Origin of the sequence: Paraburkholderia sp. BL6665CI2N2, assembly GCF_004366535.1 — a bacterium.
In the GTDB taxonomy this organism is placed as follows: Bacteria; Pseudomonadota; Gammaproteobacteria; order Burkholderiales; family Burkholderiaceae; genus Paraburkholderia.
The window spans coordinates 8,306,938-8,327,051 of sequence record NZ_SORC01000001.1 but is presented as its reverse complement, the minus strand read 5'-3'; the positions used below and the strand labels follow the sequence as shown (position 1 = coordinate 8,327,051).

General features: G+C 58.8%; 21 protein-coding genes. 3 read left to right on the top strand and 18 right to left on the bottom strand.

Annotated features, from left to right (window positions below):
* Positions 1-40: 40 nt before the first annotated feature.
* The 9 genes from B0G81_RS37410 to B0G81_RS37370 form a co-directional block, all read right to left on the bottom strand.
* Positions 41-667: an isochorismatase family cysteine hydrolase gene (locus B0G81_RS37410; protein WP_134142915.1), complete on the bottom strand. Its 627-nt coding sequence runs from the start codon at positions 665-667 to the stop codon at positions 41-43.
* 55 nt (positions 668-722) lie between these two features.
* The gene (locus tag B0G81_RS37405) at positions 723-2,078 is read right to left on the bottom strand and encodes an epoxide hydrolase family protein (protein ID WP_134142909.1); all 1,356 of its coding nucleotides are present in this window, start codon (positions 2,076-2,078) and stop codon (positions 723-725) included.
* Between the two features lie 22 nt (positions 2,079-2,100).
* Complete coding sequence (locus B0G81_RS37400) at positions 2,101-3,012, bottom strand: alpha/beta fold hydrolase (RefSeq protein WP_134142903.1); 912 nt, start codon at positions 3,010-3,012, stop codon at positions 2,101-2,103.
* A 35-nt stretch (positions 3,013-3,047) separates the two neighbouring features.
* Positions 3,048-3,881 (bottom strand): enoyl-CoA hydratase/isomerase family protein, encoded by an 834-nt coding sequence (locus B0G81_RS37395; RefSeq protein WP_134142897.1) that lies wholly within the window; start codon positions 3,879-3,881, stop codon positions 3,048-3,050.
* Positions 3,882-3,968: 87 nt separating this feature from the next.
* Positions 3,969-5,324 (bottom strand): epoxide hydrolase family protein, encoded by a 1,356-nt coding sequence (locus B0G81_RS37390; RefSeq protein WP_134142893.1) that lies wholly within the window; start codon positions 5,322-5,324, stop codon positions 3,969-3,971.
* 46 nt (positions 5,325-5,370) lie between these two features.
* Complete coding sequence (locus B0G81_RS37385) at positions 5,371-5,808, bottom strand: tautomerase family protein (RefSeq protein WP_134142891.1); 438 nt, start codon at positions 5,806-5,808, stop codon at positions 5,371-5,373.
* A 150-nt stretch (positions 5,809-5,958) separates the two neighbouring features.
* Entirely contained in the window at positions 5,959-7,056 is a 1,098-nt protein-coding gene (locus tag B0G81_RS37380; RefSeq protein WP_134142888.1) for a GntG family PLP-dependent aldolase, read from the bottom strand.
* 78 nt (positions 7,057-7,134) lie between these two features.
* On the bottom strand, positions 7,135-7,971 hold the full coding sequence (locus tag B0G81_RS37375; RefSeq protein WP_134142885.1) for an AraC family transcriptional regulator: 837 nt from the start codon (positions 7,969-7,971) through the stop codon (positions 7,135-7,137).
* A 45-nt stretch (positions 7,972-8,016) separates the two neighbouring features.
* Positions 8,017-8,949, bottom strand: coding sequence for a DMT family transporter (locus B0G81_RS37370; protein WP_134142881.1), 933 nt, complete (start codon positions 8,947-8,949; stop codon positions 8,017-8,019).
* Positions 8,950-9,048: 99 nt separating this feature from the next.
* On the opposite strand from B0G81_RS37370, the gene B0G81_RS37365 reads away from it, so the two are divergent.
* Both B0G81_RS37365 and B0G81_RS37360 read left to right on the top strand, forming a co-directional pair.
* Entirely contained in the window at positions 9,049-9,972 is a 924-nt protein-coding gene (locus tag B0G81_RS37365; RefSeq protein WP_134142877.1) for a LysR substrate-binding domain-containing protein, read from the top strand.
* A 1,148-nt stretch (positions 9,973-11,120) separates the two neighbouring features.
* On the top strand, positions 11,121-11,252 hold the full coding sequence (locus tag B0G81_RS37360) for an Arm DNA-binding domain-containing protein (protein WP_347877470.1): 132 nt from the start codon (positions 11,121-11,123) through the stop codon (positions 11,250-11,252).
* Between the two features lie 145 nt (positions 11,253-11,397).
* On the opposite strand, the gene B0G81_RS37355 is transcribed toward B0G81_RS37360, so the two are convergent.
* The 9 genes from B0G81_RS37355 to B0G81_RS44935 all read right to left on the bottom strand — a co-directional run bounded on the left by B0G81_RS37355 (position 11,398) and on the right by B0G81_RS44935 (position 19,026).
* Positions 11,398-13,080 carry a methyl-accepting chemotaxis protein gene (locus B0G81_RS37355; RefSeq protein WP_134142874.1) on the bottom strand — a complete coding sequence of 561 codons (1,683 nt, stop codon included), beginning with the start codon at positions 13,078-13,080 and terminating at the stop codon, positions 11,398-11,400.
* Between the two features lie 120 nt (positions 13,081-13,200).
* Positions 13,201-13,842: a DUF1109 domain-containing protein gene (locus B0G81_RS37350; RefSeq protein ID WP_134142870.1), complete on the bottom strand. Its 642-nt coding sequence runs from the start codon at positions 13,840-13,842 to the stop codon at positions 13,201-13,203.
* Between the two features lie 249 nt (positions 13,843-14,091).
* A complete protein-coding gene (locus B0G81_RS37345) occupies positions 14,092-14,871 on the bottom strand; it encodes a DNA-binding domain-containing protein (protein WP_134142866.1) in 780 nt (259 codons plus the stop codon).
* Complete coding sequence (locus tag B0G81_RS37340; RefSeq protein ID WP_134142863.1) at positions 14,861-15,784, bottom strand: DUF692 domain-containing protein; 924 nt, start codon at positions 15,782-15,784, stop codon at positions 14,861-14,863. Before B0G81_RS37340 ends, B0G81_RS37345 begins: the two co-directional genes overlap by 11 nt.
* Positions 15,785-15,816: 32 nt before the next feature.
* Entirely contained in the window at positions 15,817-16,128 is a 312-nt protein-coding gene (locus B0G81_RS37335) for a DUF2282 domain-containing protein (protein WP_134142860.1), read from the bottom strand.
* 158 nt (positions 16,129-16,286) lie between these two features.
* Entirely contained in the window at positions 16,287-16,928 is a 642-nt protein-coding gene (locus B0G81_RS37330; protein WP_134142858.1) for a DUF1109 domain-containing protein, read from the bottom strand.
* Complete coding sequence (locus tag B0G81_RS37325) at positions 16,925-17,470, bottom strand: sigma-70 family RNA polymerase sigma factor (protein WP_134143326.1); 546 nt, start codon at positions 17,468-17,470, stop codon at positions 16,925-16,927. Before B0G81_RS37325 ends, B0G81_RS37330 begins: the two co-directional genes overlap by 4 nt.
* Positions 17,471-17,486: 16 nt before the next feature.
* Positions 17,487-18,293: an SDR family NAD(P)-dependent oxidoreductase gene (locus tag B0G81_RS37320; protein WP_134142856.1), complete on the bottom strand. Its 807-nt coding sequence runs from the start codon at positions 18,291-18,293 to the stop codon at positions 17,487-17,489.
* Between the two features lie 280 nt (positions 18,294-18,573).
* Entirely contained in the window at positions 18,574-19,026 is a 453-nt protein-coding gene (locus tag B0G81_RS44935) for a hypothetical protein (RefSeq protein ID WP_243856815.1), read from the bottom strand.
* Positions 19,027-19,253: 227 nt separating this feature from the next.
* On the opposite strand from B0G81_RS44935, the gene B0G81_RS37310 reads away from it, so the two are divergent.
* Positions 19,254-19,847 (top strand): TetR/AcrR family transcriptional regulator, encoded by a 594-nt coding sequence (locus B0G81_RS37310; protein ID WP_134142852.1) that lies wholly within the window; start codon positions 19,254-19,256, stop codon positions 19,845-19,847.
* Positions 19,848-20,114: the final 267 nt, after the last annotated feature.

Here is a 20,114-nt window from a genome sequence, read left to right as displayed (position 1 = left end):
AGATCGATACCGCGCAAATTGCTCGCACTTACCGGGAGACTCAGACCTTCGGTAAGGCCTCGATGAGTTCGTGTGTGGTGATGATGGTGTGGGCGTACGTCGGTCCGTTCAGATCGTGCGCCGAATACATCATTTCACGCTTGAGTGCAGCCGTCGCGTCCTTGACGAGCGTCACGTGATAGCCGAGTTCGGTTGCATATCGCGCGGTGGCCTCGATGCAGGTATTGGCGAGCAACCCCACTACCACGACGTGCGTGATGCCATGCTGCTTGAGCTGGAAATCGAGGTCCGTATTGGCGAAGCCGCTCGAGCCCCAATGTTCGTGCGCGACGATATCGCCCGGTTGCGGCGCGAACTCGGGATGCCAGTCGCCTCCCCATTCACCTTTGGCAAAGTAATGGCCCAGCATGATCTTCTGCTGGCTTGGGCTTGGGTGACACCAGCATTCGTAGTCGCCCGGCTGCCAGCGGCGATGTGGGACGATCACTACCTGGATACCAGCATCACGTACGGCTTTGTTGATGGCGCGAAGGTTGTCGAGCAGTCTCACTTCGTCTGCAATGTCCTTGATAAACGGCCAGACCTTGCCGCCTTCTGACAGAAAGTCGTTATATGGATCTACAAGAAGTAGCGCAGTCGATTTGGTGCTATAGGATAGGGAATACATACAGAATGCTCCTGAGGGATTGCCGAAACAAAACACCATTGCCGCAATACGTTGATTACGTGCGCAGGCGTCTGAACCCCGCGCGAACTTCCTCTGCAAGCAATTGAGGCTGTTCCCAAGCCGCAAAGTGCCCACCGGAAGCCGGCTTGCCGTAATAAATGAGATTGTGATACGCCTGCTCGGTCCAGCTTCGCGGAGCCTCATAGAGCTCGCCGGGAAAGACTGTGACGGCAGCCGGGACGGCAACGTCGGCGGAATCGAGCGCGCGCAAATGACTCTCCCAATAAATACGCGCCGATGAAATCCCTGTGTTCGTCAACCAATACAACGTAATGTTGTCAAGGACATCGTCGCGCGTCAGCTCGCCTGCAGAATGACCATCGACCATACGTCGCAGCACGGCATCTGTGAGCGTCGCTGCCGGCTGGGCATAACCATCACCATGGTCAAGAAGCCATGCCGCGAGGGCAACGGGCGAATCCGCCAAACCGTAAAGCGTCTGTGGACGTGTCTTCATTTCACCGGCATAGCCCAGATGCCTGGAGTACAGGTTGCCGAGCTGCTCATAAGCGAGCTTTTCGTCAACTGACAGACTGGCCGGCGGTGGACTGCCACTCTGTAGCGCTCTTGAAATGTCCGGTGGCACGGTAGCCGGCAAGTTGACATGAATGCCCATCAATTCCGGAGGTGCCTGCTTCGCCATCACGTTCGAAACGATGGCACCCCAATCGCCGCCTTGCGACACAAAGCGCAGGTATCCGAGCCGCTTCATCAACTCGACCCACGCTCGCGCGATGCGATCAGGGCCCCAGCCAGTGGTGGATGGTTTCGACGAAAAGCCATAACCGGGAAGCGAGGGGATCACGAGATCGAATGCATCCGATGCGCTCGCGCCAAATGCCGTCGGATTGACAAGCGGATCGATGATCTTCAGCTGCTCGATCACCGACCCGGGCCATCCGTGCGTGACGATGAGCGGCAATGCATTTTCATGCTTTGAGCGAACGTGAATGAAGTGGATATCGAGCCCGTCTATCTCGGTGACGAACTGTGGTAGTGCGTTTAGCTTTGCCTCGCACTTGCGCCAATCGTAGTCCGTCGCCCAGTGATGCGCGAGCTCTTGCATCATCGCGAGTCGCACGCCTTGCGAATCATCCGGGACCGTCTCGCGGTCGGGCCACTTCGTCGTCTTGATGCGCCTTCGCAGTTCCCTGATCTCTGCGTCCGGGAAGTGAACGCGAAAGGGATGGATATCGCCTTTTTGACCGCTGACCTCATTCAAGTCCTTGGTCGCGGCTCGACTTGTCTGGGCAAAGTCAAACTGAAGTCGTGTGTTAGCGGCCATCGTCGCCGCTGCCGCACCGAAAAAGCGGCGGCGGGACGACGAGTCCGGATATGTGTTGCAGGGCATGAATTCTCCCCTGGTGAGCGGCTTATTGCGCATTGGACGAAGGCCGAAGATATTGAATGAACCAATTCAAAGCCGCTGCTGAAGATGCCTCGAACTGGCCGAGGTACGGGTCGCAATGATTACCGTCGACGAGTGCCAGCCTCTTGGGTTCGAGCGCCTTTTCATAGGCCGCCAGCGCAAGGTCAGTGGGAGCAATGGTGTCGTCCTTCGCCACCACCATCAGGAGCGGCGTCGGAGATACGCGATCAACCCAGTGTCCTGGCTCGTACATCCGCGCGTTGAGTATCGAGCGCAACGTAATGCGGTTTTCCCAGGAGCCTTCCGGCAAGTCCTGCAAGTAAAAGTCGACGATGGCTTTGTTGTAATACGCTGCTGGCTCGCCTGTGTCGTGGCTTACGACTTTTTGAAAGACCGGTCCGTCACCACGCAAACGGGCGCGATCATCTTCCGCGAGACGCTCATGAAGTTCGGGCAGCTTGTCGGCAGGAATGCGCCGCAAGCCTGAAGCGTATCCGCTGATGGTGGGAATCTGCGCGACCACGGCCTTGATTCTGCGGTCGATGGCACCTAGCACGAGCGCGTGACCGCCCGTAAAGCTCGAGCCCCAAATGCCGATCCGCGAAGGATCGACTTCGGGGCGCGATTCAAGGTAAGAAATCGCGCGACGCCAGTCCGCAATCTGCTTCCAGGGATCCACTTCCTGCCGGGGTTCCCCACTGCTTGGACCGAAGCCGCGATGGTCGTGGAGCAAAACGGCAAATCCGGCTTTTGAAAAGGCTTCTGCGAAGCGGTTCAGCTTGTGCTCTTTCGACCCGGCATATCCGGGGGCCATCGTGATCGCTGGAGCGCGCGCTATGCCTGCTGGCCGATAAAACCATGCGTCCAGTTTGGCGCCGTCATCCACGGGGATACGTACATTCTCTCGTTGGTTCATTTTCGATTCCAAGGGTATCTATCAAACAGTGCCAATCAGCTGCCAAGCCCGAGCAGCGCCTCGCCGAAATTGCGCTCCAGTTCGCTTCGTGTCTGCATGCCACCCGCGACGAGTTCCTGGAGGCGAATACGTACCGTGGGTTCTTGCACGGATTGCTGGAACAGGGCGGCGTCGTGGCGTACGTCAGCCACCGGCGGAAGGGTGACATCGTTGATACGCCGCTTATTGCGAACGAGTGCCGACCTGGGGAAGCCAGCCAGGCGCTTCGCCAGCTTTTCGACGAACGGCGCCAACTCGTCATGAGGCAAAGCACGGTTGATCCAGCCATAGTGCTCTGCCAGCCCGGCGTCGTAGTCATCGCCTGACAAGATGACTTCCATCGCCCGGTTGCGCCCCAACAGGCGCGACAGATGTTGAATCGCACCGGCCCCGGGTAACGACCCGACACCGGCTTCGAACTGACCGAACACGGCACGCTCACGGGAAGCAAAGGCCATGTCGCATGCAAGCGCGAATTCGCTGCCTGCGCCTCTTGTGTAACCGGCAACCTGTGCAATAGTGACCGGACGAGCGTCGCTCAGGCGGCGCAGCAAACCGCCCAGCCCACCGCTCGCCGGTCCGCCTATCGTGGCGGCCTCGCTTGTATATTCCGGCACGTGCGTGATGTCGACGTGTGGAATAAAGAACTCTGAATCAGCGCTGGAAAAGACCACGACGCCAATGCTTTCATCCTGCTCGAGCAGATCGAGCATTTCGACCAGGTCGCGAACAAGCGCCGGGTCGATCAGGTTCATCGGTGGATTGTCGATCGTGGCAAACAGCACACCCGAGTCGACCTTGCATTTGACTGTCAAAAAATAATAAGTCATGTCGATAAGTTATGCTAAATATTGGCGAGATTGCCTGAACTGGTTCTATTCAATCCAAAGGTGGAAGGCGCTGTTGCGTCTTCGGTCCTACGCTTTGCGCAGCGGTCTCAAGCCCGCCCGGACCTCCTCGGCGAACAGTAGCGGCTGCTCCCAGGCGGCAAAATGTCCGCCTTTGTCGGGCCTGTTGTAATAGATGAGATTAGGGTAGGCCCGTTCCGACCAACTCCGCGGGGCCTGATAGTTCTCACCGGGAAACGCGCTCACGGCAGCCGGAACCGACACATCAGCAGCGGCGTAAAAGTTGAACTGCGACGCCCAATAGAAACGAGCTGCGGAAACCCCCGTGTTCGTCAGCCAGTAGAGCGTGATGTCGTCCAGAACGTCGTCTCGTGTCACAGCGCCCGCTGACTGTCCGTTGAGCGTTCGTCCGAACACGGCCGACGAAAGTGCTGCCGCGGGCTGGCCATAGCCGTCGGGATGATCAAGCAGCCAGCTCGCTAGTCCGACGGGCGAGTCCGCCAATCCGTAGAGCGTTTGCGGGCGCGTGCCCATCTCCAACGCGTAGGCACGTCGTTTGGACAAGCGGCTCAACTGCTCGTACGCCTGCTTCTCTTCGTCCGTAAGGTGGGCCGGAGGCGGACCACCCACTTGAAGCGCCTTTACAATCTCGGGGGGAACCGTCGCAGGAAAGTTGATGTGAATGCCCAGCAATTCCGGAGGCGCCTGTTTAGCCATCACATTCGTGACTATCCCACCCAGATCGCCGCCTTGTGAAGCAAATCTTGCGTAGCCAAGGCGCTTCATCAACACGACCCAGGCACGTGCGGTGCGCGCAGCGCCCCAGTCAGCCGTGGTGGGTTTTCCCGAAAACCCATAGCCAGGCAGCGACGGAACGACCAGATGAAAGGCGTCTGACGCGCTCGCGCCATAGGCCGTGGGATTGGTCAGCGGATCGATGATCTTGAGCTGCTCGATTACCGAGCCGGGCCATCCGTGCGTGACGATGAGCGGCATCGCATTTTCATGTTTCGAGCGCACGTGGATAAAGTGAATATCCAGTCCGTCGATTTCAGTCACGTAATTCGGCAGGGCGTTCAGTCTCGCCTCGCACTTGCGCCAGTCGTAATCCGTTGACCAACGGCTTGCAAGGTCCTGAATCATCGCGAGTGGTACGCCCTGAGAGTCATCGGAGACGGTCTCCCGCTCAGGCCAGCGCGTCGCCTTGATGCGTCGTCGCAAGTCGTTCAGTTGCGATTCGGGAATATGCACACGCAGTGGGCGAATCGCAGTCTTGTCGCCGCCTGCCGGTTGGACGGCCTGAGCAATAGCCCGGTTCGTTTCTGCAAAGGCCAGCCGGCTCAATGAGCCTGCAGCGGCGGTCGCCGCAGCCATGCCAACGAAAAGGCGACGAGACGGGGATTGGGGATATCGGCTGTCTTTCATGTGATCTTCAATTTGCAATGAAACCAGTGGTCGTGCTTAGGAGACTTCATTCGATGCCAAGCAGGTACGCCCTGTCTTCGGCTGACAACGATTCGAGCCATTCCCCCTCGCTCCCCGGCTCGGGAAGGACCTGGCCGTACTCGACCATCTGCGACGGAGGCAACTCGGAAAGGTATATCCAAACGTAGCGCCTCTCCGTTGCGGCCGCATCTACAATCACGTTCACGATGGCGTCCAGTAAGCGCCGTTTCTGATCCGCTGCCCGGCCGGCACGGATATGTCCATGGACGTAAATATGATCGGCCTTCAACGGACTCCCGCCGAGAAAGTGATCGCCCTCGGCAATTTCACGGAAAATGACCTGGGCAAAGAATCCTTGGGCGCCGGTTGCGTCGCTGTGGGATTCAGTTATTCGGGAAGCGATCCGCTGCTTCATCTGCGTGGTCAGGCGGTTCGCAGGCGCAGAGACGATATAGGTAGGCATCTTGAGCTCCGTTAAATGGTGCGTTGAGATAGATGAAAAGCGACGTCAGTCGCGTCGAAGGCGGCCCCGAAGTAATGGAGCGGGTTACTGACTCGCCACGGGAATTGCTTCGCAACGGCTCCGGACAGGCGTCCACACTTCTACTCGCGGCTAGTACACGGCTCCCTTCTGGACGCCAATCTCGTAGGCCGACTGCTTCGCGTCACTGGCGTATTCATCGGCGACGGAAGCAATGATCGCGATTGCATCCACAATCTGCTGACGCGAAATGTTGAGATAGGGGATGGCCCGGACGGCGTCCGTGCCCGATGGCAGTACATAGAGCCCTCTCGCATACAGCTTTTCCACAAATTCGCCGGCGGGAAGCGATGTGATCCCAAACCTGACGATGTTGGTTTCCACCGTTGCAACGTCAAGCGAGATACCGGGTAGCCCGGCGATCCCGTTCGCCAGTAACCTGGCGTGCTCGTGGTCCTCGTTCAGGCGCTCGCGATTGTTGCGCAGCGCATAGAGCGCGGCGGCGGCAATGATCCCTGCCTGCCGGAATCCGCCGCCGATCTGTTGCTTGAAACGACGTGCCCGGGTGATGAAGTCGCGGGGGCCCGCAAGCGCTGATCCGATCGGCGCGCCCAGCGCTTTGGAAAAGCATACGCTGACGGTATCAAAGTGCTTTGCATATTCCCGCTCGGGAATGTTGGTCGCCGCGCTGGCGTGCCACAAGCGCGCGCCATCCAGATGCGATGCGATCCCTTTTGAACGCACGAGTTCGCAGACATCCGCGAGTTGCTCAATGGGCCAGATTTTCCCCCCGCCGATGTTGTGGGTGTTCTCCATGCATAGCAGCTTGATCGGGGCCGGTATCGTACTTGGGAAGAACCGATGTGGACTACCCAGCGCATCGAGTACGTCTTCAGCCGAGAACACGCCCCGGACGCCGGGGAGAAGGCGAGGCAGTACGCCGGAGAAGGCAGCAGGCGCCCCGCCCTCGAGGATATAGACGTGCGCATTCTGGTCGAACAGCACCGCGTCGCCTGGCTCCGTATGGGCCCGGATTGCGACCTGGTTCGTCATTGTGCCGCTGACCATGTACACGGCATCTTCCTTTCCCAGCAATGCCGCAACTTCATGTTCCAGTTGCTTGACGGTCGGATCGTCTCCGTACACGTCGTCGCCAACCGCTGCGGAGGCCATCGCCTGACGCATGGCTTCAGTGGGCTGGCTACAGGTGTCGCTGCGCAGATCAATCATCTCGGGCTCCACAACAGTGATAGGGTCACCAGAGTGTGCAACGGCCGTGTTTTGGGGGTTTGGACAATCTTGCGCAAATCACTGGCGCGCGACGCCGGGCGGCACACCAAAAAAACGGCTGAATTCCCGGCTAAGGTGTCCCTGGTCGCAATATCCGACTTCGATTGCGACCTGCCGCAACGGGTGGCCTTTCAGAAGGAGATGCTTGGCCATCTCGACACGCCGCTGGACGAGGTAGGCATGAGGCGCTACGCCGATCGCCTCCCTGAAAGCCCGAAGCAAATGGAACGAGCTCATTTCCGCGGCCTGCGAAATGATGTCGAGCGACGGGTTTTCGGCGATGTGAGCGTCGATAAATTCGCGGGCGCGCTTGACTGCTCCCGGTATCGCTGGCGGGCGTGGAACCGCGCGGGGTATCTGCCCGTGACGCTGCACCAGCTGGAAGACCGCAGTCGCGAGGCGCGACGTCTTTTCAAGTTGCGTGGCGTCACTCGACTCCGAACAGACATGCGCCTCTCTTATCAGCTTCATTGTCTGCGGGTCGTCGATAACTGTCTCGGGGAAGTACAACGTTCCCGGGAAATCTACGCCATTGTCCTCGAGCAGGCGAATGACACCTGTTGCTGGCATGTACACCATCCGGTAGTCCCATCCGGCTTCCGTAGCGGGGCGACCTTCATGCAAGTGGCCAGGATTTATCACGCAGATCGTTCCTTCCGGCATGATGATCCGTTGCCCCCGGCTGTCGAGATAGGCTTGGGCGCCGCGCTCGATTACGCCGAAAGCGAATTCATCGTGCGTGTGGGGAGGAAACCGGTGCGTACGATATGTCGCTCTCAGTAATTCCGCGCCGGCGAACGCCGGCTCGCGCCAGAACTTGGCCTGGTTGGGGCGGGCGGAAGCTGGCGATTTCATCGAGCGGTCCCCAAACGAACCAAACGGCCACTGACATCGTTCCGGTCAACGCGATCGCATCCAACCCCAACCGAATCGAGTCTGCGGCACGCCAGGTGGCTTCGCGCGCGGCCGGCTCTGGAGCAGATAGACCCCCACGAGGATGGCCGCCATCGCGATCAGATGGAGCGGGCGCATCGGTTCGTGGCCGATCGACAATCCCAGCAGCAAGGCGACGACGGGCGGGATATACGTCACGCTGGAAGCGGCAACCGCGCCGAGCCGCCCGACGATGAAGTAATACAGGATGTAGGCGAGCCCCGTTCCTGTCAGCCCGAGACCCAGGACAAGCCCAAGGGCTGCACGCGTGTCACCCGTTATACGGGCCATGCCGTGGAAGTCTGTGACGCAGCTCAGCACGACAAGCGCGAAACCGATCTGCCATGTTGAAAGCGCCAGTGGCGAGAGGTCGAGACCGGAGAGGAAGCGCCGCGCGTAGACGAACGAGCATCCGACGCTAAGCGAACCGGCGGCCATATAAGAGACGCCGAGCAGATCCACGCCTGCTGCGTGGGCATTCCATGGCCGTGCAATCATCAACACGCCAATAAAGCCGCTCACGATGCCGACAATCATCCGGGCAGTTGGCCGGTCTTGGCGCAGTAGCACCCATGCGGCAACGAAAGAAAACAGCGGGATCGATCCGCTTAACATGCCCGCCACGCTGGATAGCAGCAGCGCCGCCCCCTTCGCGAATGCGTAGTAGTAGACCACGGTGGCAAGCAGCGACATCACAAGGAAATGTGGTGCGTGGCGCAGGTGTCGCCATTTCAGCTCGCCCCTGGTCAGCGCCATGGCGAGGAGGGGCACGAAGCCCAACAACGTCCGGAGAAAGACGATCTGCGCCGCCGATATGTCGACGCTCGCCCATTTCATGAACATGAAGTTGGTGCCCCAGACGAGGCCGAGCGCTGCAAAGGCGAGGTAGGCGGGATTCATGGCGACGATCTCGAAGAATGTTTCCAGTCTTCATTGTCGTTCCGCCGCCGATGCGGTACAAATGATTAAATTTTTCCGATGCTATAGGAAAACTACGCCATGAGACCGATTCCGCCCTTGAAGGCATTGGTGGCTCTGGAGGCTGCGATGCGGCTTGGCAGTTTTACCCTGGCTGCCGCAGAGCTGAGCGTGACGCCCGGCGCGGTGGGTCAGCAAATCCAGAAGCTTGAAGAGTGGCTCGGCGTCGCCCTATTCGTCCGGCAAATACGTCACGTGACACCCACTGCGGAAGGCAGCGCGTATTTCGCGCGGATTCAGCCGGCGCTTGCGGAGATTGTTCTTGCAAGCCGCCGTCTGCAAGAACGTCGGAACAAAGGCCTGCGGATTTCGATGCCGCCGAGCTTCGCCGCAAAATGGTTTGCCCCGCGAATGGCGGATTTGCTGCAAGCGCATCCAGGCATCGCATTGAGCCTCTCCACATCCACCGCAATGGTCGATTTCGAGCTTGATGCCGTCGACCTCGCAGTCCGGCATTTCGATGGTGTCGACCCGCAACTGGCGGTACAGCTGCTTTGCGCCGACGAGGCACGCGCATACTGCAGCCCGGCTTACGCGAAACATTTCAGATTGAAGCGGCCCGACAATCTTCAATCTACGACGCTCCTTCACAACACGCAGCACCCTCAGTGGAGGGAGTGGCTAATACGCTTCAGCACTCTTGCCGATGCGCAGATCGAGACGATCGCCGGCATTCAATTCGACCAGTCCTTGATGGCGATCGAAGCGGCCGTGCACGCACAAGGGGTGGTCCTGACAAGTCCCATCCTGGTGGAGGCCGAACTCGCTGGAGGATCGCTCGTCGAACCGTTCGGCAAAGCGTTGCCACTGCCAAGCGGATACTACCTCGTACACCCCGATGTTCGGGAGCTCCCGCAAGGCGTGATATGGCTGAAAGCATGGATGGCCGAGAGGATGAATGCCACACCCGTTCCTCCGGCTTGCAGCCAGACAACACATCGATGAATAGAAGCCATTTCCCGCCCAACTGGCCTTTCCCGTCAACAATTGATGCTCTTGAGTTGGAAGTGATGGACCGCTTTGGCCGATACTTGTCCGCGAGTGCTGTAGCGATCGGCTGCTTGCCTCTGATACCGGCCCCTGGGACCTTAGCGGCCCGACAGTCTGAAATGGGTAGGCAGCACGCGTTCGCGGATGTGAGAGTCGCCGCTGTGGATCCGGCTCCGGCGAACGGCCGGTTAGCAGCGTGCAGCCGCCCGATCAGGCTCGGTAGCTGAGCGTCCACAATGGCCGAACTCCAGTCTCCCTATGCGAGTAGACGAATGGCCGTTGCACCTTGAAAGCTGACGTGGAGCGCGGCGGGACGACGGCCCCGCCATCGAGGCGAACTCAGCCAGACGCGTGCTAGCGTGTCCTGATCGGTTCTGAGAATCGCGCGAGCAGCCCGATGCGGTGTTTCGCGATGATCGTTTGGGAAAACAGAGCATTTGAGAATGTCGATGCAGGATCGCCCTTGACACGGGTTTGATCGCGCCTGCTGGACATTGAGGCACTTGTCAGGCTCGGTTGCGCAGCATCTCCCGGTCGAGCGGCCGCTGGGCTGCGCTCGCCGGGGTTGCACACGGGTTGCATCATTTCCGGTCGGAGGCATGGCCGCAGTTGGGATTGCGGCTTCTTCAAGCTTTGCTAGGATCACGCTGGAGGTGCCTGACGGTATCGAAGACGGTATTCCTGCAGAAGTTGTATTCGGATCCCTGTGTTCGCGATGTTTAAACGAAAGTGCGCCTTGATTCTCCGATGTGGCCTGTCCAAAGCTGATAACTGCCGACTGGATTTTTCGGTATGGCTGACGGTATCGTCGCTCCCGACAGGACGGAGAAGCCGTGTACGCAAGGGTCCCCGTCACTGATTGACGATCGAGTGGGAATAAATCAGGATCCTCTGGAGTGATCTGCAGAGGTCCGGCGATTCCTTGGTTTCCCATACAAAAACAAGGGTTTATCGACTATTTTGATCCGCTGCCGTGCCGTCGGCAGCGCTGCGTCGCCGACGGCACGGGCGACGGAATAGCATCTTTCTCTGCAGACGATCCAGTTTGATACCGTCACGGCGCGTGACGGTATCAAACACGTTATCAGTTCACGGAGTATCGCATGCTGACGGACCTCGAATTGCGGGCACTCAAGCCGACCGGCAGGATATACAAGGTCGCTGACCAGCGCGGCCTGTACGTGGCGGTTACCTCGTCCGGAGCCGTGAGTTTCCGCTCTCCTCACGAGGCGTGAGAAGATCAAGGAGCGGGGTGCGGCTGCACCCGCCGTTCAGGCACGCGACAATCGCATGGCAGGCAGCTTTTGCCCTGGATGAATGCTACCGGTAGCTCGCGGCCTCGTGGCAGGGGCCCACGCTTCATAGATCAGGAGCTTTCCCTCAATCCGCGTCCCGAGACTGTCGTGCGAAATACGAAAAAATGGAAGTTGACGACTTTACTTCGTTTTTGGTGACAGATTTACTTCGCTCTACGGTTCGAGACCTCGCAGGGGCTGTCTTCGAAGGATCAGCTGCCAGCTTGAAAATTGACACGACCTCGCGCAGCGTGCCGGATTGCGCCGACATCGATTGCGCCGCGGCCGCGGCCTCCTCAACTAATGCGGCGTTTTGCTGCGTCACCTGGTCCATCTGCGCAACGGCCGTGTTGACCTGTTCGATACCCGTATGCTGTTGGAGCGAAGCTGCCGTAATCTCTTCCATCAAGTCGGCGACGCGCTTGACTGCCTGGACCACCTCATCCATGGTCATGCCTGCTTCGTTCACCAGATCTGAACCGGCCTTTACGCGGTCGACTGAGTGCGTGATGAGTCCTTTAATCTCTTTCGCGGCGCTGGCGCTTCGTTGCGCAAGGGTCCGTACTTCTGCCGCGACAACGGCAAAACCGCGCCCCTGATCGCCCGCACGTGCCGCCTCGACTGCCGCGTTGAGCGCGAGAATATTGGTTTGGAAAGCGATACCTTCGATCACGGCGATGATATCGTTCACCTTGGCCGAACTTTCCGATATCGCGTGCATGGTCTCGATCACCCGTCCTACAACATTGCCGCCACGTTGCGCGATATCGGACGCGTTTGCCGCGAGCGTGCTGCCTTGCCGGGCACTTTCCGTGTTTTGCCTGACGGTGGAAGTCAGCTGCTCCATGCTCGCTGCGGTTTCCTCAATCGACGCAGCCTGTTCTTCCGTGCGCTGGCTCAGATCCGTATTGCCCGCTGCGATCTGCGCAGCGCCCGTGGCAATGGTTTCGCTGCCAGATCGTACCTGTCCAACCAGTTCCGCGAGTCGCTCGTTCATGTGTTTGAGCGCGCGCAGTAGCTGACTCGTTTCGTCCTTGCCGCGTACTTCGATTTTCGAGGTGAGGTCGCCTTGCGCCACCGTTTGGGCAATCTTCACGGACATACGGATTGGGGCCGTGATGGAGCGAGTGATGATGAACGCAACAATCAGGCTCAACGCGACGGCTGTTCCGATCAGCACGCACGTTAAAAGCAACGCGCTGTGAAAGGCGGCCGCAGCCTCTGTACTGGAATCGTCCGCTCCCTGGCTATTAAGGACAATGTCTTGCGCAATGAGGTCAGTGACTTTGGTGAACGCGCGTAAAGACTCGCCCCCAGCGAAAGACCGTGCGTCACTGAAGTGCTCATCTCCACTGTCGGCAAGCTCGTTCAGCTGTTTGTCCAGGGCGAGATAGCTGCTCCATGCTGCTTTGATCTGGTTTGACAATTGCAGTTCTTCAGAAGAGCCGACCACCGCTTCGTACTGTGGCCACACCCGCGATAACTCATTTAGCGCGGCGTCGTGTTTCGACCGCTGAAACTGACGTTCCGAAGAGCTGGATGCAATCAGATAACTTAAGGAAGCCTGGCGCATCTCATCAGCCAGCGCCCGTATATTGCCCAGACGCTGGACACTGGGAAGCAGACTGGTTGCAAGGTCTTGCGTACCGGCATAAATGCGGGAAGTTTGGGCGAGGCCTAGCGCGCCTACAAGACATAGCAAAACGAGCGTCACGCCAAATCCAATTCCAAGGCGAACGCCTATCCTGAGACTGCCAATAGTTTTCACGATTTTTCCTTCGCATGTAGGTTGCAACTGTTGACTCAGCGTCGAATCAACACAGACGACCTGTATTGATCAGGAAACCTGCTTTTCCGCGACGTGATTTCTCCTGGTGCTCTTCCCTGGCTACCACCTCAAATAGAGTGGACCGATCAGGGCACCGATACCGGCGGTTATGCTGATGCCCAGTACGTACCAGACACCCCAGAACGGTACCGACATCTCTGAACAGTAAAGCGAATATACGAGCAGACCTTGCGCGCCGGCGAGCAGTCCGGCGCCTGTACCTGCCAATATCAGGCGGGTGGGAGCAAGTCCCTTCAAGGCGTGCATCACTGCGGCAAGCGATGGTAGAGATAGCAGAACAATATTAGCTGTGGTGACTCTCCATGTTGTGCCTAACATCAGGCGCAGGCGATAGCCTGGCGGGGTCGCGAACACCACGAACGCGGCAACGAGCAACATGACAATGAAGGGTAGTGTGACCGCTAACCATGCCAGCTTGACGGGTGCGCCGGGCCGTCCAAGACGTCCGGCGAGGTTCAATGCAGCGATGAGCGTCGTGACCGGAAACGCGAGCCGTACCCAGAACATCGTCGTCAGTAACAATTCGGGCATGTCGCTGCGGATGCCATAAAGTATCACCAGCAAAGCCGTGCTGCTGGACATGCCAACGCTAAGCGCGCGATTGAGCCGCTTCGAAGAAAAATTCGACTCAATCGGCATCAGGTTTTTAGTTAGCCTAAGTATGAGATCTGAAGTTCTCATGTTGCCCAACGGAAAACGTCCCAACGTTTTGAAAGCGCATCCGCGATGCGATGCGGGCGCTGGCTGTCGGGCGAGCTCTCAGTTTCAGAACTCCCAATCTCCCGAACGGCACCGCCAGCGCAAGCCGCAGCACGAACTGAGCAATCCACGGTTGAGGGAGTGCCTGGATCAGTCGCTTCGCTATGCCGATCGCGGATATGAGGACGGAGGGAAAGGGCAGCTTCACGCTCTGTGGGTCCGGCATCCTGGTCAATCTCCGTGTTGAATGCCGGTAAATACGCCGGCAGAAAGCATTCCTGCGAGATTGGCCTGGATGTCGAAGGAGGGCGCCTCCTGAAAAGCCTCCGCGACCGCGTCGCCCAGCGATGCACCTTCGAAAAGATGGGCCAGGAAGGCCGCACCGCCAGCCGGCAGGCGCGATACCAGCACTTCATGCCCGGGGCGTGTCACGAGCGCATCCTCCGCTTCGCCCGAGCGGAGCGGCGTAACGGGGCCGTCGGTCCGGTTCATCGCAAAGATGGCGACGGCGGGATAGCGTGATCGCACCACCCGCGCGGCGGGGTGTGGGGTGAAACGGACTTCAGGGAGAGACGCCGGTTCGATCCCGGCTAACGCCTCGGCAGCGAGCACAGGCAGGTCGGCTGCGTGATAGGCATCCAGCCACGCCCGCTCGATGCGCGCGGTATCCGCAAGCCAGGGCATTTCACGCGCATATTCGTAGGATTCGATGAACGCGGGAAAATCCCGTCCGTACTCGAACAGCAGCGGCGAAGTAGGAGGCATCGCGCGGATATGAAAACGCGCCATCGCCCTGAAGAAATCGACGCCAGTGATGCGCTGAATCGCAGGATAGACCGCTGCGAGTGCATCGATAAGACTGACCGTGACGTTGTTGCGATAGACGTTGTACCGCTTGACCACACGCTTGCCCGGCGCGGCGATCGCGTCTTCAGGCGCGGTGATCGATGGGTCCGTCAGACCCAGCGCAAACGCGGTGGCGTGGCCGCCACAAGGATTTTCAGGCCGCATGGCTGGCCTCGTCAGCGAGTGATACCGCGTCTTCAACCATGATGTGCCGCGCGGACATAGCCTGAGCCCGCAACACAGGCCACGCGGGAAGGTTGCTATCCCATTCGATCAGCGTCGGCCTCGGGCCGATTCGTGCAACGATATCCCGATAGAGACGCCAGACGGGATCGGCAATGGCGCAGTCGTGGCTATCGATGAGCAGCAGTTCGTTTTCATCGTCGCGCTGCTCGCTATGTCCGGCCAGGTGTAATTCGCCCACTTGTTCAAGCGGTAATCCGTCGAGATACGCCTCGGCGGAAAAGCCGTGATTGGTCGCCGAAACAAACACGTTGTTGAGGTCCAGCAACAAGCCGCAGCCGGTACGTTGAACGACTGCGCGGATGAATTCGGTTTCGCTCAATGTCGAGGATGCGAACGCGACATAGGTCGACGGATTCTCAAGAAGGAGGGGGCGTTTGATCGCGTCCTGGACCTGGTCGATGTGTTCGCATACGTGCTCGAGCGTTGCTTGCGTGTACGGCAACGGCAGGAGGTCGTTGAAGAATGTGCCGCCGTGTGAGGACCACGCGAGGTGTTCGGACACCAGCATGGGTTCGTAGCGCGTCACCAGATCGCGAAAGCGCGCAAGATGCGAGAGGTCCAGTGTTCCTGGTCCGCCGATCGACATGCACACGCCGTGCAGGGAGAGTGGATAGGCTTCGCGAATTGCCGCAAGTGCCCGGTGGGGTGGACCCCCGGCGCCCATATAGTTCTCGGCGTGAACTTCGAAGAAGCCATCCTTCAGACCGTCGGCGAGAATCGCGCTCAGGTGTTCATGTTTGAAACTGGTTCCGGCGAGCCCTTGAGCGCCACGCGTCACGCCACGGGAACAGCCGGGCTCGCAAATCGTCGTTGTCCTTGAGGTATCGTTCATGGCCGCTCCCGTTCATCAAGCTGTGGGACGGTTCAGGACTTTAGCGGCGTGAGCGATCCATGGCCACCGCCAGGCACTTCGATACTCGTGCAGGTGCCACCTTGGACGAACTTCCACGAGTTACCCTGGAAGTCCATGGCCGATGTCCCTTGGCACGTCGTGCCGGGACCGGCGGCGCAGTCGTTCTGCCCCTTCAGGACGACGCCGTAGCACTTTTCCTTGTGGGCCGCAATGGCTGCGCCTTCTTCCGCTTTTGTGAGCGGTGCTGCGTGGGCGACTGATGCAAGCAGGCTCGCGACAACGCCGGCAAGCAGGGTGGAACTAACAGTGGCTTTTGCGGACATCGAATTTCTCCAGAAGTTAGAAGGTATCCGTGATGGATACGTCATCTAATTCGTGGGTCACAGACGTCCGGTTACAGGGGAGTTTTCTTTTTTTACCTTGGGTGGTCGACATCAGCCATTTGATCCGGAGACACCACTGCGTAGTGTCGGAGCTTTGCTCACCAGCGAAGGAATTTGGGGCCAAGCACCGCCCCGAGCGCGGCTGTGAGCGACATGCCAGCCATATACCAGATGCTCCAGAACGCCGGGCTCATCTCAGGGCAATGAAAGCAGTACGCGACTGTGGCGATCGAACTCGCGAGCAGCCCGGAGGCAGCACCGGCAAGCCGGAGCCTCGTGGGTGCCAAACCTTTGACGGCCCAGAATACGGCGATGAAGCCTGGAACGGCGAGCAGAAGAATATTGAATGGACATGACCGCCACGAGTGCCCGAGTACCTCGGGCAGCCGGTCTTGTGGTGCCGCGGTGACGACGATCGTTATTGCAGCGATCCAGACGACTAGCACCGGTGTTGCCATGATGGGCCATCCGGCTCCAACTTTGGCACCGGGGCGCGCCAGCCGAACGGTCGCAATCAGGGCACCCATTGCGAGACATAGCGGTAACGCGAGCTTCTCCCAGAAGATCGGGGTTTTGACGACGACCCCCAGATCGGGGCGAATGCCAAACACAGCAGCCATTAACGCCGTTGCGCCAAGAGCGGCGACAGGCAGTGAGATGCTGAATCGACGGGCTCTAGTGCCTCTTTTTATAGGTGTTACGCCGGTCGCGAGCAACCCGACAAGATCATCTGTTCTCATGCAATTCTCCGGACGTGTGCGGCCAGAGCCTTGAGTCCCCTATGGATACTGACCTTGACGGCCGACTCCGATAGCCCTGTCAACTGGGCGGTTTCGGCAACCGAAAGTCCCTGCAACTTGACGTGCAGGATCGAGAGCCTCTGTTTGTCAGGCAGATGACCAAGTAGTTTCCCGACATCACGACGGGCATCCGCTGGCTCGTCGTCGCATTCGGCGAAAATGTCGTCGTGCTCGTCAAGCGGTTCGTGCAACGATTCGCGTCGCGCACGTGTCCTGAAGAAATCCATCAGCTTATAACGTGCGATCGCGTGGACCCACGCGGTGAGAGGTTCGTCCGGGCGGTATGTGTGACGTGCATTGTGCACGGCAAGCAGGATTTCCTGAACGAGATCCTCGACGTCGTCGTGGAGTTGTGGAATCCGCTTGCGAAGATAACCCCGCAGGTGACGCGTCAGTTCGGACAGGAACGAGCGGTATTCGGCGGCGTTACCCGCGAGGCCCGCGACAAACAATGTCTTCAGACGCTGCTCTGCGGAATACACGGTTTTGACCCCTGGCTCAAAGAGCAGAGTGATCCCGAACCGCTTCCTCAAGCACGGCTTTCATGCCGGCAAAGCGTCGGTCGAGTGCGGCAGGATCGTTGCGGTTCAGGGCGATCATCTGCGCGCGCGCCTCACCGCCCCGGATGACCTCGAAGGCGTTTTCTTCAAGCCCCGAGCAGATCGCATCGGCAACGGCTATTGCCGGTTCACGTACGAAGCCTATTTCGGCCCCGGCTCGCGAACTCCGCATCATGGGCGTCTCTGTCGCCCCGGGGTACACCGTCAGGACGTGGATTCCCTCTCCTGAAAGTTCGCGTCGCAACGCCTCACCAAAATGCGCGAGTCCTGCCTTGACTGCCGCGTAAGTTGTATAGAACGGCATGCCGATCAACGCGATTCCCGAAGCAACGTTCACGACGGCGCTGTCGTCGCTCTCACGCAGGCTTGGCAGGAGCGCCCTTGTAAGAAAAATGGGAGCAACAAGATCGACTTCGATCATCGCCCGGATTTCAGACTCAGTAGTGTTCTCGAGCCTGCCGGCCCTTACTCCGCCAGCATTGTTGACCAGTATGTCAACGCCGCCGAGCGTTTCGAGCACCTCTTCGATCGTCGCGGCACGGCCTGATTCCGTTGCAACGTCTGCCACGATGGCTTTCGCTGTAATGCCTGAAACCCGCAAGCTAGCAATCGCATCATCAAGTTTGTCAGTCCGGCGACCGCTGATCGCCACGCGCGCGCCTTTCAAGCCGAGAATGTGAGCGAGCGCCAGACCAATACCACTGGAGCCGCCCGTAATCAACACGCGCCTGTTCCTGATTTCCATTCCTCATGTTCCTCGTTTGACTCGAACCATTGGCGCTTCAGATCGTCTATACGCAAGGTATAAACTCCCTGCAATTCCGCGCGTCACGCGGCCGGGTAGTTGAACGGCAAGAGGCCGTGCCGCGCCGCCGCATCCATCTCCTGCTTGAACGTATATCCGGTCCCAACCGCCCGCGCGCGAATCGCAGTCGGGCCGCCGGCCATTTCCGCAAACCAGCGTTTGAGTTTGGCGAATGGCGCTAACGGATCATCAGTGCCGGGCAGGATGAAAGCGGCGCGTGCTATCCGACCTCACGCAGACATGTCGGCGATCGTATAGTCTTCTCCGACGAGCTACTGACTGCTTGCGAGCTCGTCAGTGAGTACGCGGTAGTGTCGCTCCGCTTCACGGCGGAACCGGTTGATCGCGTACAGCAGCTTCTCCGCTGCCCGTGCTGGAGTTGTACCGATTGACCCGAGAACGGTCCGACGCCTGAACTAACGAATAAGAGCCACGAGAGCAGTTCCGGGCGATCAGTTGCGGCGCTGAGATCCTTTCCAGGGTTCTCAGCCAGACAAAGCAGAATGGCACTCGAATCGAACGCCCTCGCTTCCCTCCCTGCTGGCCCGGCCCTCTCGCCGATTGGAGGAACTTTGCCGTTCGTTTTGACTTTGAGGAACGAGTCGAGGTGCCGTTCGCCCTTCTTGGTCTCAACGGGCCGCAGTTCATACTCGAGACCGGTTTCTTCAAGCATCGGGTCAACCTTTGCAGGGTCGGGCGTAGGGCGAAAATAGAAGTCGATCATGATGTTACTGTCCGTCGTGTTCAGACCGCCTGATGCCTGCGTAATGGCTTTTCGTAGGGCCCCGGGGTAATTTGCTATCGCCCAAGGTCATTTTAGATCGATTGATTTAGAATATCGCAACGTGTGTGACGTTGCAATGCCGATCGGCAAGACGTCACGCGATCGCAGGAGTTGACATGGCCCGACCACGGGAATTTGATGAAAATGCGGTCCTTGATGCAGCCGCCCACCAGTTTTGGATCTATGGCTATAAGGCCACTTCCGTCCGGGACCTTGCGCAGAGTATGGGAATTACAGGGGCAAGCCTGTTCAACGCGTTCGGGGACAAACGGTCGCTGTTTGAACGAGCACTCGCACATTACATTGAAAAAAGCTTCAGTGACCGGGTATCGAGATTTGAGCGAAACCTGCCACCGCTGGATGCCATCAAGGCATTCTTCCGGGAGATTGTCGAGCGCTCGGTCTGCGACAGGGGCCGTAAGGGATGCCTGCTGGTGAATTCAGCGCTTGAGGTTGCGCCACACGACGCCGATTTCCAGGCGATGATCGCAAATGTCCTAATCGAGGTCGAAGCGTTTTTCCTGCGTTGCGTGCGCGCTGGTCAGCAGGCTGGCGAGATTTCGACTGCACAACCTGCTGATGATCTTGCCCGGTTGCTGCTGGGAGCACACCTTGGCATACGGGTGCTTGCCCGGGTAAGACCGGAGCGTGCGCTGCTGGAGGGAGTTGTACGACCGGTGCTGGCGCTTCTTGAGCCCAATATCAATTGACCTTCGAGTAGGCGCTCAAAGACACGACCTGACCAGGTATCAATGTCTTCGGGCGCCGAGACAGGTTCAGAAGCGAAACACAGAAACACGCAAAGGAAATCGAAAGCCAGCCCAGCATCGGCTGCAATCGATAATTTGCTAGTTCCATCTGAAGTCCGCTTTGGTTACATCCGAATGGGAAATGGACCGTCGCTTCATCGGGCGCGCTTGGGTCAATCGAGAACTTCGAACAGGTGCGCGACAGATTTGAGCCGCGCTGTAACCGAT